The sequence below is a fragment of the Kitasatospora sp. NPDC048722 genome, assembly GCF_040650235.1.
GTDB lineage: Bacteria > Actinomycetota > Actinomycetes > Streptomycetales > Streptomycetaceae > Kitasatospora.
In genome coordinates this window covers 22,841-34,853 of record NZ_JBEZGX010000080.1, presented here as the reverse complement: position 1 = coordinate 34,853, position 12,013 = coordinate 22,841, and the positions used below count along the sequence as shown (strand labels likewise).

The window sequence follows — 12,013 nt, the reverse complement described above, 5'->3', positions numbered from 1 at the left end:
GAGAGCACTACCTTGACACGGTAGGGGTCACTGGTTCAATCCCAGTATCGCGCACAGTAACGGCCGGGGCCGCGATCCGCGAGGATCGCGGCCCCGGCCGTTTGCGTGGGCAGTGCTCCTGCGTGGGTCGTGAGAAAAGAGAAGAGCCGCGTACGGTCGCCCTCACCGACGTCCGTACGCGGCGTCTCCGCCTGCCGGGGCGCTCTGCGCACCGCTCCTCGCCCGTCCGCGTCTCAACGCGGGCACGGCCTCCCCGGCGACACTGGCTCCCCGTCCCCAGGGGATCAGTGTCCGTTCTGCGGCCGGCCACGGGGCCGGCCACGTCTCAGTGGACGATCAGGTCGGCCACTGCCTGGACCTGGTTCGCCATCTGGTCCCACCCGCCGAACAGGGCCACCAGCAGCACCGCGCACGGCAGGGCCATGGCCAGCGCCACCGCGGGGTGCCGCGTCGGCTCGGCGGTACGGGGCAAGGTGAAGGCCGGCCGACGGCGGCGGGGGGTTCCCGTGAGCTGCGGTGCCATGCCCTTACTCCTGATCCGGTCTCGGAGCCGTTCGCCCGGTCGAGTTGGCGCGGTGGACGGCTAACCTCGGGGGACGAGCTCCCCGTCCACCGCTGAGGACAACGCTATGGCTCGGGGGGCCGTTCGGGCGTCATGCCGTCGTACTGTTCCTCGGGCATCCCCGAGGATGACGGTCCGACTCAGGGACTACTACCGCAGGGGGAGACGGTCTCGACCCCGCCCCCGGGGGAACCCTGAGAGACGACCCCGAGAAACGTTTCGGCACCCTCATGACCAGCAGGTCAGTGCAAGATCGGACAATCGCACGGTGGCTTGAGGTGTTGCGTATCAGCACACCGCAGCGGGCAGTCCGTAAGCTGTGCCGGACAGGAACTGACGATGCCCCAACCAACGGGGCCTCACCCACGGGCTGACGGGGAACGGACATGGCGATGATGCGGCTGAGGCGTGAGGACCCCCGCATCGTCGGGCCGTACCGCCTCCACCGGCGGCTGGGGGCCGGCGGCATGGGGGTCGTCTACCTCGGCTCCGACCGGCGCGGGCAGCGGGTCGCCCTCAAACTGATCCGTGCCGAACTCGCCGAGGACCAGGAGTTCCGCACCCGGTTCGCCCGCGAGATCGCCGCCGCCTCGCGCATCCGCGGCGGCTGCACCGCCCGCGTCGTCGGCTCCGACATCGAGGCCGACCGCCCCTGGCTCGCCACCGCCTACGTGCCCGGGCCCTCCCTCTACAAGCGCGTCGGCGACGAGGGACCGCTCGGCTGGCAGGAGGCCGCCCGGGTCGGCGCCGCGCTCGCCGACGGGCTCGTCAAGGTCCACGAGGCCGGCGTCGTCCACCGCGACCTCAAGCCCTCCAACATCCTGCTCTCGCCCCGCGGCCCGCGGATCATCGACTTCGGCATCGCCTGGTCGCGCGGCGCCAGCACGCTCACCCACGTCGGCACCGCCGTCGGCTCGCCCGGCTTCCTCGCGCCCGAACAGGTCCGCGGGGCCGCCGTCACGCCCGCGACCGACGTGTTCGCCTTCGGCGCGACGCTCGCCTACGCGCTCACCGGGGACACGCCGTTCGGCTCCGGGGCCTCCTCGGAGGTCATGCTCTACCGGGTCGTGCACGAGGAGCCCGACCTCTCGGACGTGCCGCCGCAGCTCGCGCCGCTGATCCGGGCCTGCCTGGCCAAGGAACCCGCCGAACGGCCCGGCGCGGCCGCCTTGCACGAGCGGCTCAGCGAGCTCGCGGCTCGCGGAGCGACGGCGGCGGGCGGCGGACGCGTCATGCGGCGCGCCTCGGCGGCTCCCCCGCCCGTGCCCGAGGCGGACGCCCCGGGCGGCGTGCGGCACGGCGTGCCCGCGCCCGGGCGCTCCCCGGACCCGGCGGCCGCGGCACGCGCCCGGGCCGTGGCGGGCAGCCGCCCCGGGGCCTCCGGGCCCGGCGCGGCGCAGCGGCGCCCGCAGGGGGCGGCCAACGCGCACCCCAGACCCGAGGCGGCCTCGGGGGGACGCCCGGTGCGGGACCGTCAGCAGACGCCCGCGCCCGGCCAGCCCGGCGGCCGTGACCGCGGGCGGCCCCGCGACCGTCAGCACACCCCCGCCCCGGGGCGGCCGACCACCCCGCGGCAGCGGCTGCTGCGGCAGCGGCTCGTCGTCTTCGTCACGGTGACGATCGGGGTGGCGCTCGCCATCGCGGCGGCCCAGGGGTGCGAGAACCGGAGCAACCAGGGCATGCGGCCCTCGGGCCTGCCGACGATGGTCGCCCTCCCCACCGGGCTGTCGGTGGACGGCGCGGCAGTGCCGGGCACGCCCTCGGCAGCGGCCTCGTCGACACCCGTGGCGGCGGCGGCACGGGGCGGGACGGGTGCGGGGACGGGCCCGGCCGACCTGGGGCTGGCTCCTGCCCAGGCGCCGGGACCGGCCGTGGACTGGCCCAACCGGACCTACCCGGACGGCGCGGGCGGCCCCGGGATCGCCCTGCGCGAAGGGCGCTCGGCCGCGGGCGGGCCGCAGGTCTCGCTCAGCTCGGTGCTGCCGACCCGGTACAAGGGCTCGCCGGCGGCGGTGGTCGTGCTCCGCCGGGCCGAGGGCTCGGTGCCGGTCGACCTCGTGCAGCTGTACACCTTCTCCGGGGACAACCCGGTCGCCGCCGCCACCCGCTCCTCGACGGCCGATCCGCAGGCCGCGGCCTCCTGGCGGCTCGACGGCGGAGCGGTCGTCCGGGAGGAGCGCGTCGCCCAGACCGGGGCCGTCACCTCCACCCGCTACACCGTCCGCCCGGACGGCTCCCTCGACGAGTCCTGGCCCGGCGCAGGCGCCTCCGGCGGCACCGGCCTCACCGCCGCTCCCCCGGCCGCCGCGGCTCCGGCCCTGCCGACCGCTGCGGGCTGAGGGCAGGCTTCCGGGGCGGAGCAGCGGAGAGTTCCGGCCATCGTCCCGCGCCCCTTGACGAGCCGGGGAGCGGATCTCCGTGAGGGCCGCACGACCGGCAGGCCGGACAGCACCGGCCATCGGCCTTCCTGGCCGCGCAGTTCCCCGCGCCCCTCGTGGGGCGTGGCGGTCGAGGGTGCGACGGGCCGGGGCGGGTGGGTGCTGCTACGGGGTCGTCACGGCGTAGAAGGCCACGGCGGCGGCCGCGCCGACGTTGAGGGAGTCGATGCCGTGGGCCATCGGGATGCGGACGGCGTGGTCGGCGGCCTCGATCGCCCGGGGGGTGAGGCCGTCGCCTTCGGCGCCGAGCATCAGGGCGGTCTTGGGGAGGTTCTGCGGGGCCAGGCTCGACAGGTCGACGGCGCTCTCGGCGGGGGTGAGCGCCAGGAGGGTGAATCCGGCGTCACGGACCGTCGTCAGGGTGGCGGGCCACGGGTCGAGGCGCGCGTAGGGGACGGCGAAGACGGCGCCCATCGACACCTTGACGGCGCGCCGGTAGAGCGGGTCCGCGCAGTCGGGTGAGAGCAGGACGGCGTCCATGCCGAGGGCGGCGGCGCTGCGGAAGATCGCGCCGAGGTTGGTGTGGTCGACCAGGCCTTCGAGGACGGCGACCCGGCGGGCGCCCGCCAGCACGGCGGCGGCGTCGGGGAGGGGCTTGCGCTCCATCGAGGCGAGGGCGCCGCGGTGCACGTGGTAGCCGGTGACGGCCTCGGCGAGGGCCGGTTCGACGACGTGGACGGGGGCGTCGGCCTCCGCGATGACGTCGGCCATGACCTCCAGCCACTTGGAGGTCAGCAGCATCGACCGCATCCGGTAGCCGGCGGCGAGGGCGCGGCGGATGACCTTCTCCCCCTCCGCGATGAACAGGCCCTCGGCGGGCTCGCGCCGGCGGCGCAGTTCGACGTCGGTGAGGCCGGTGTAGTCGCCGAGGCGGGGGTCGGCCGGGTCGGTGATGGTGCTGGGTTCGGACACCCTGCGATCTTGCCAAGGCCGGGCGGTGAAGGCCAAACGGCGGAAAGAGTCGGACGGTTTGGCCTTGGCCCCACGCCGATCGGAGTGCAAATATGACCGTATGGCCCGTTTCCCGGGTCGATCCTGGGCTCCGTCGGCCTCTGGTGCTTCTGGATCCGCCGGCTCCTCCGGTGGACGCCCTCATGGTCGGCAACAGCAGCAGAACGTCCGTCGCGGGTGGCCGGTGAACCTCCGGTCCGTGGCCGGTCAGGTGTTCGTGCTGCAGATCCTCGTGGTGCTGCTGCTCGTGGTGGCCGCGGGGGTGGCGCTCGTCGTGCAGTCCCGCAACGACGCGAACAACGAGGCCCGCAACCGGTCGGTCGCGGTCGCGCAGACCTTCGCCAACTCGCCGGGAATCGTCGCGGCGCTGCGCTCCCCCGATCCGACGGCGATCCTCCAGCCGCGGGCGCAGGCCGCGCGGGTGGCGGCGGGCGTCGACTTCATCGTCGTCCTGAACAACGACGGCATCCGCTACACCCACCCCAACCCGGCCCGGATCGGCCACAAGTTCATCGGCACCTACGAACCCGCCCTGCAGGGGCACGTGGTGGTCGAGCAGATCCGCGGGACGCTCGGCCCGCTGGTCCAGGCGGTCGTGCCGGTGTACGCGCCGGACGGCTCGGTCGTCGGGCTGGTGTCGGCCGGCGTCACGCTCGCGACCGTGAGCACCGCGAGCCAGCGGCAGCTGCCGGTGGTGCTGGGCGCGGGCGCGGTCGCCGTCGTGCTGGCGACGCTCGGGACGGCGCTGATCAGCCGGCGGCTGCGGCGCCAGACCCACGGCCTCGGGCCCACCGAGATGACCCGGATGTACGAACACCACGCGGCCGTGCTGCACGCGGTGCGCGAGGGCGTGCTGATCGTCGGCGGGGACGGGCGCCTGCTGCTCTGCAACGACGAGGCGCACCGGCTGCTCGGCCTGCCGGCGGACGCCGAGGGACGGCTGGTGACCGAGCTGGGGCTGGAGCGCGCCCCCGAGGAGCTGCTGACCGCGAACCTGCCGGTCACCGACCAGGTGGTGATGGCCGGGGAGCGGCTGCTGGCCGTCAACGTCCGGCTCACCGACCGGGACGGCGGCCCGCCCGGCTTCGTCGCGACGCTGCGCGACTCCACCGAGCTGCTGGCCCTGTCCGGCCGGGTCGAGGTGGCGCAGCGGCGGCTGCGACTGCTGTACGACGCCGGGGTGACGGTGGGGAGCACGTTGGACGTGACACGGACGGCGGAGGAACTGGCGCAGGTCGCGGTGCCGCGGTTCGCGGACTTCGTGACGGTGGACCTGGCCGAGCAGGTGCTGGCCGGCGAGGAGCCGCCGCCGGGTCCGTCGCCCGGGCGGATGCGCCGGACGGCGGTGGCGGGCGTCCGGTCCGACGCGCCGTTCCACCCGGTGGGGACGGTGCTGGACGTGGTGCCGGCGACGCCGCTCGCGGGGGCGCTGCACAGCGGGGAGCCCGGCCTGGAGCCGCGCCTGGCCGAGGCGACGGAGTGGCGGGCGCAGGATCCGGAGCGGTCGGCGCGGGTGCTGGCGTACGGGGTGCACTCCCTGCTGCGGGTGCCGCTGCGGGCGCGCGGGGTGCTGCTGGGGGTGGCGCGGTTCTGGCGGGCGGACCGGGCGGAGCCGTTCGAGACGGACGACCTGGCGCTGGCGGAGGAGCTGGTGGCCCACGCGGCGGTGTGCATCGACAACGCGCGGCGGTTCACCCGCGAGCACGCGATGGCGGTGACCCTCCAGCACAGCCTGCTGCCGCGCAGCCTGCCGGTGCAGAACGCGCTGGACGTCGCGCACCGCTACCTGCCCGCGCAGGAGGGCGTGGGCGGGGACTGGTTCGACGTGATCCCGCTGCCGGGTGCGCGGGTGGCGCTGGTGGTCGGGGACGTGGTCGGGCACGGGCTGCACGCGGCGGCGACGATGGGGCGGCTGCGCACGGCGATCCACAACTTCTCGACGCTGGACCTGCCTCCGGACGAGCTGCTGGGGCACCTGGACGACCTGGTGAACCGGATCGACCAGGACGAGGCGGCGAGCGGGGACGGCGCCGAGCTGGCCGGGGCGACCTGCCTGTACGCGATCTACGATCCGGTGTCGCGCCGCTGCACGCTGGCGAGCGCCGGACATCCGCCGCCGGCCGTGATCGGCCCGGACGGGCGGGTGGAGTTCCCGGAGCTGCCGACCGGGCCGCCGCTGGGCCTGGCGGTGCTGCCGTTCGAGACGGTCGAGCTGGAGCTGGCCGAGGGCAGCCGGCTGGTGCTGTACACGGACGGGCTCGTGGAGGACCGCGACCGGGACATCGACGAGGGGCTGGAGCAGTTGCGGGCGGCGCTGGCCGGGCCGCCGCGCACGCCGGAGCAGACCTGCGCGGACGTGCTGGGCGCCCTGCTGCCGGAGCGTCCGCAGGACGACATCGCGCTGCTGGTGGCGCGGACCCGGGTGCTGGCGGCGGAGCGCGTGGCGGAGTGGGAGGTGCCGTCCGACCCGGCCGCCGTGGGGCCGGTCCGCAGGGCGGTGGCGGAGCGGCTGGAGTCGTGGGGGCTGGACGAGGCCGCGTTCGTCACCGAGCTGATCCTGAGCGAGCTGGTGACCAACGCGATCCGGTACGGCTCCGGGCCGATCCGCGTGCGGCTGCTGCGGGACCGGTCGCTGATCTGCGAGGTGTCGGACGGCAGCAGCACCTCGCCGCACCTGCGGTACGCGGCGACGACGGACGAGGGCGGGCGCGGGCTGTTCCTGGTCGCGCAGTTCGCGGACCGCTGGGGGACGCGCTACACGGCCACGGGGAAGGTGATCTGGACGGAGCAGCCCCTGGAGTAGCCGCCGGGGACGCCGTCCCCGGGCGGAGTGGGACGTCGGCCGGGCCGACGTCCCACTCCGCCGGGACTACTTCCGGAAGGCCGCCGCGAGGACGTTGACCACGTCGCCGATGACGATCACGGCCGGCGGCTTGATGCCCTCGGCGTCGACCACGGCGCCGACGGTGGCCAGGGTCGCGTCCACCCGGCGCTGGGCCGCGGTGGTGCCCTCCTGGACGATCGCGACCGGGGTGTCCCCCGCACGGCCGTGCTCGACGAGCTCCGCCGCGATCGCGGCGATCTTGTCGACCGCCATGAGCAGCACCAGGGTGCCGCTCATCTTCGCCGCGGCCTCCCAGTTGGTCAGCGAGCGCTCGTCACCCGGGCCGACGTGGCCGGAGATCACGGTGAACTCGTGCGTCATGCCGCGGTGGGTGACCGGCACCCCGGCGGCCGCCGGGACGCTGATCGAGCTGGAGATGCCCGGCACGACGGTGACCGGGAGCCCGGCCTCGGCGCAGGCCAGCAGCTCCTCTCCGCCGCGGCCGAAGACGTACGGGTCGCCGCCCTTGAGCCGGACCACGAACTTGCCCGCCTTGGCGTGCTCGATCAGCGTCCGGTTGATCGCCTCCTGGGCCATGAACCGGCCGTAGGGGATCTTGGACGCGTCGATCACCTCGACGTGCTCGGGCAGCTCGGCCAGCAGCTCGCGCGGGGCGAGGCGGTCCGCGACGACGACGTCCGCGTCCGCGAGCAGGCGGCGGCCGCGCACGGTGATCAGGTCCGGGTCGCCCGGGCCGCCACCGACCAGGGCGACGCCCGCGCCGTGCGCGCGGTACTGGCGGGCGGCCAGCGAGCCGTCCCGCAGGCCGTCCACGATGGCGTCGCGCAGGCCGGCGGAGTGGCGCGGGTCGCCGGTGAGGACGGCGACGGTGGCACCCGCGTCCCGGCCGCTGGCCGGGGTCCAGGCGGTCGCGGCGGCGGCGTCGTCGCTGCGGGCGCAGAACACCCGCTCGCGCTCGGCCTCGGCGCTGACCTGCGCGTTCACCGCCGGGTCGTCGGTGGCGACCAGGGCGTACCAGGTGTCGGCCAGGTCGCCGTCCCGGTAGCGGCGGGCGTGCCAGGTGAGCTCGCCGGCGTCGGCCATCGCCTGGACGGCCGGGGTGGTGCTCGGCGATATCAGGTGCAGCTCCGCGCCGGTCGCGATCAGCGCGGGCAGCCGGCGCTGCGCGACCTGCCCGCCGCCGACCACGACCACGCGGCGGCCGGCGAGCAGCAGCCCGACCGGGTAGGGGGTACGGCCTTCGGTGCTCGGGTGCGGGGTGGGCGCGGTCATCGGCGGTGCTCCTGATCGGGAATGCGGGGGCGGGGGTGCGGACAGACGCCGCTCCGCGGACCGGCGCGCCCTCGGGCCGGTCCGCGGAGCGGTGACGGGAACGTCAGGCCTTCTCGGTGACCCCGGCGGAGTCGAAGGTGGCTACATCGTGCATCGCGCGGGCCGCACTCTGCACCAGCGGCAGGGCCAGCAGGGCGCCGGTGCCCTCGCCGAGCCGCAGGTCCAGGTCGATCAGCGGACGCAGACCGAGCCGCTCCAGCGCGGCCTGGTGGCCGGGCTCGGCGGAGCGGTGGCCGGCGATGCAGGCCGCCAGCACCTCGGGGGCGATCGCCTTGGCCACCAGGGCGGCCGAACCGGCGATCACACCGTCCAGCACGACCGGGGTGCGCAGCGAGGCGGCGCCCAGCAGGAAGCCGGCGATCGCGGCGTGCTCCAGGCCGCCGACGGCGGCGAGGACGCCGATCGGGTCGGCCGGGTCGGGCCGGTGCAGGGCCAGCGCGGCGCGGATGACCTCGACCTTGCGGGCGTGCGTCTCGTCGTCGATGCCGGTGCCGCGGCCGGTGACCTCGGCCGGGTCGAGGCCGGTGAAGACCGAGATCAGGGCGGCCGAGGCGGTGGTGTTGGCGATCCCCATGTCGCCGGTGACCAGGGCCTTGTTGCCGGCCGCGACGAGGTCGCGGGCGGTCTCGATGCCGACCTCGATCGCCTGGACGGCCTCCTCGCGGCTCATCGCCGGGCCCTGGGTCATGTCGTCCGTGCCGGGCTTGACCTTGCGCGGCAGCAGACCGGTGGCCCGGCCCTGCTGGACGGCGTCGGGCAGCTCGGCGGCGACGCCGACGTCGACCACGCAGACCTCGGTGCCGATCTGCTTGGCGAAGGCGTTGACGACCGCTCCCCCGGCGAGGAAGTTGCCGACCATCTGGGCCGTCACCTCCTGCGGCCAGGGGCTGACGCCCTGGGCGTGGACGCCGTGGTCACCGGCGAAGATCGCGACGCAGGCGGGCTCCGGGACCGGCGGCGGGCACTTGCGGGACAGGCCGCACAGCTGGGCGGAGATGATCTCCAGCATGCCGAGCGAGCCGGCCGGCTTGGTCATCCGCTTCTGGCGGTCCCAGGCCTCGCCGAGCGCCTTGGCGTCCAGCGGGCGGATGCCGCGCAGGGTCTCGGCGAGCAGGCTCTGCGGCTCCTCGCCGGGCAGTGCGCGGTTGCCGTACTGCTCCTCGTGGACGACCCAGGCCAGCGGGCGCTTCTTGGCCCAGCCCTGCTGCTCCAGCTCGGGCTCGTCCGGGAAGGAGTCGACGAAGCCGACGCACAGGTAGGCGACGACCTCCAGGTGCTCGGGCAGGCCGAGTTCGCGGACCAGCTCCTCGTCGTCGAAGAAGCTCACCCAGCCGACCCCCAGGCCCTCGGCGCGGGCGGCGAGCCAGAGGTTCTCGACGGCCAGGGCGGCCGAGTACGGGGCCATCTGGGGCTGGGTGTGGCGGCCCAGGGTGTGCCGGCCGCCGCGGGTACGGTCGGCGGTGACCACGATGTTGACCGGGGTTTCGAGGATGGCCTCGATCTTGATCTCCCGGAACTGCTTGGCCCGGCCCTTGGGCAGCGAGTCGGCGTACGCCTCGCGCTGGCGCTCGGCCAGGGCGTGCATGCGCCGACGGGTCTTCGCGGAGCGGATCACCACGAAGTCCCACGGCTGGGAGTAACCGACACTGGGCGCGGTGTGGGCGGCCTCCAGGACGCGGATCAGCACCTCGTGCGGGATCGCGTCCGGGCGGAAGCCGTTGCGGATGTCGCGGCGCTCGCGGATCACCTGGTGGACGGCGTCGCGGCCGGCGTCGTCGTAGCCGGGGGCGGCGGGGCCGCGGGGCTCGGCGGGCTCCTGCTCGGCGTCCTGGGGCTCGGCCTGGGCCTCTTCCGGGGCGTCGGCGGGCTGCTCGGCGGTGTCCTGGACGGGCTCGGCGGCGGGCTCGACCTCGACGGGGGCGGGCTCGGCCACGGGCTCGGCGGCGGGCTGCGGCCCGGCCTCCAGGGTCTCGGCGACCGGGGCGTCCGGGACGGGCTCGGCCGCGGGCTCGACGGCCTCGGCCACCTCGGGGGCGGGCTGGTGCTCGGGCTGCTCGGCCTCGGGCGCGACGGCCTCGGCCGCCTCCACGACCTCGACGGCCACGGCCTCGACGGCTTCGGCTGCCTCGACGGCCACAGCCTCGACCGGAGCGGCCTCCTGCGGCTGCTCGGCCTCGACCGCGGGGACGGCCTGGCCGGACGGCATCTCGCCGGTGCCTGCGGCGGTCTCAGCGGTGGCCTGCGGCTCGGTGTGAGCGACCTCGACGGCCTCGGGGGCCTCGGGCGCGACGGCCTCGACCGCCTCCACGACCTCGACGGCCACGGCCTCGACGGCTTCGGCTGCCTCGACGGCCACAGCCTCGACGGCCGGGGCCTCGACCGGAGCGGCCTCCTGCGGCTGCTCGGCCTCGACCGCGGGGACGGCCTCGACGCCGACGGCCTCAACGGCCTCGACCACCTCGGCGGGCTGCGCCGGCTCGGGCTCGACGACGGCCTCCGGGGTGCCCTCGGCGGGCGCTATGGGAGCGGGCTGCGGCACGACGGCCCCCTCGGCCACCGGCGCCTGCTCGGTCGCCTCGACCTGCGGCAGGCCGTGCGGGGTCGGCGCGGCGAGGAACGCGGAGATGCGGCGGGGCTGCTGCGCGGCCTGCGACTGCTCGTCCGCGACGGGGGCCTCCGTCACGACCGGCTCGGCGGCCACGGGCTCGACGACGACGGCCTGCTGCGCGACCTCGACCAGCGGCTCGACCAGCGGCTCGGCGGCGGGCTCGGTCACGAGCTCGGCGACGGCCTGCGGCGCGGCCTCGGCCACGGCCTCGGCGACGGCGGCCTCGACCACCTCGACGACCTCGATCGCCCCGGCCGTCGGCACGGCCACGCCGCCCGTGACCGGCTCCCCGAGCGGCACCTGCACGCCGCCCGGGATCTCCTGGGCGGCCTGCTGCGGGAACTGAACGTCCGCCACCGCGACCGGGACCTCGGCGACCGGCACGGCGTCGACGGCAGGCGGCATCGGCGCGACCGGGACGGGCTGCGCCACCGCCGCCGCCATCGGCGCCTGGGCCTCGGCCGGGCGGCCGACGACCGGGATGCCGTGCGCGGGGGTGCTGCCCAGGGACGGGCCGCGGTCCGCGAGCGAGCGGACCGGCACCTGGCCGGTCATCATCGACGGGTCCGGGATCGGCGGACCGGCGTGCAGCGGGCGGCGCGGCGGCTGAGCCTGCGTCACCGGCTCCTGGAACACCGGGGCCGCCGGAGCGACGGGGGCGGCCTGCACGGCCTGCTGGTACTGCTCGGCGCCCGCCACCGGCGGGTCGACCGGCGGCCAGGACGGCTCGACCGGCGTGCCGTCCTGGAGCGGCGCGGCCGTCATCTGATCGGCCGGCACCTGCTCGGCGGGGACGGCCACGGCCGGCTCACCCCAGGAGCCCTGCGGGCCGGGCATGAGCAGGACGTCGTCCTCGTCGTCGAGCCCGTCCGCCTGGTCGGGCTGGTCGAGGAAGTGGAAGGCCGGGCGCGGGGCGCCCTGGTCGGCCGCCCAGCCCTCGCCGGGCACGCCGTACGCGGGCACGCCCTGCGGGTGGCCCTGCGCCGGGATGACGCCGACGGCGGGCGGCACCGCGCCGTGGAGGCCGGGTCCGGGCACCGAGGGGTTCGGGATCGCTCCGCCGTCCGTCATGACACCCTGCACGGGTGCGACGCCCTGCACGGGTGCGGCGGCGACCCCCTCCGGGCCGCCGAGCGGGTCGGGCCCGGTGTGCAGGTGCTCCGGCAGTCCCTCGCCCGGGACATGGCCGCCATCGGTCATCGTCAAAGCTCCTTCCAGGCCGCTGCCGCGCCCTCGGCGACACGATCACCGACCGCAGCGCCCATCCGCACGGGCCG

5 protein-coding genes and 1 pseudogene are annotated in these 12,013 nt (G+C 76.0%); 2 read left to right on the top strand and 4 right to left on the bottom strand.

Annotated features, from left to right (window positions below; genetic code table 11):
* Positions 1–325 precede the first annotated feature (325 nt).
* The gene (locus AB0C76_RS37085; protein WP_359974202.1) at positions 326–523 is read right to left on the bottom strand and encodes a hypothetical protein; all 198 of its coding nucleotides are present in this window, start codon (positions 521–523) and stop codon (positions 326–328) included.
* A gap of 425 nt (positions 524–948) precedes the next feature.
* On the opposite strand from AB0C76_RS37085, the pseudogene AB0C76_RS37080 reads away from it, so the two are divergent.
* Positions 949–2,244: pseudogene (locus AB0C76_RS37080) on the top strand (protein kinase); the annotation flags it as partial.
* Between the two features lie 861 nt (positions 2,245–3,105).
* Here the strand turns inward: AB0C76_RS37080 and AB0C76_RS37075 are convergent.
* Entirely contained in the window at positions 3,106–3,912 is an 807-nt protein-coding gene (locus tag AB0C76_RS37075) for an RNA methyltransferase (protein ID WP_359974200.1), read from the bottom strand.
* Positions 3,913–4,012: 100 nt separating this feature from the next.
* Between AB0C76_RS37075 and AB0C76_RS37070 the strand changes: the two genes are divergently transcribed.
* Positions 4,013–6,754 (top strand): SpoIIE family protein phosphatase, encoded by a 2,742-nt coding sequence (locus AB0C76_RS37070; RefSeq protein WP_359974198.1) that lies wholly within the window; start codon positions 4,013–4,015, stop codon positions 6,752–6,754.
* A gap of 66 nt (positions 6,755–6,820) precedes the next feature.
* Here AB0C76_RS37070 and cobA read toward each other — a convergent pair whose 3' ends face one another.
* Both cobA and cobT read right to left on the bottom strand, forming a co-directional pair.
* Positions 6,821–8,068: a uroporphyrinogen-III C-methyltransferase gene (gene cobA, locus AB0C76_RS37065; RefSeq protein ID WP_359974196.1), complete on the bottom strand. Its 1,248-nt coding sequence runs from the start codon at positions 8,066–8,068 to the stop codon at positions 6,821–6,823.
* Positions 8,069–8,171: 103 nt separating this feature from the next.
* The gene (cobT, locus tag AB0C76_RS37060) at positions 8,172–11,936 is read right to left on the bottom strand and encodes a nicotinate-nucleotide--dimethylbenzimidazole phosphoribosyltransferase (RefSeq protein ID WP_359974194.1); all 3,765 of its coding nucleotides are present in this window, start codon (positions 11,934–11,936) and stop codon (positions 8,172–8,174) included.
* Positions 11,937–12,013: the final 77 nt, after the last annotated feature.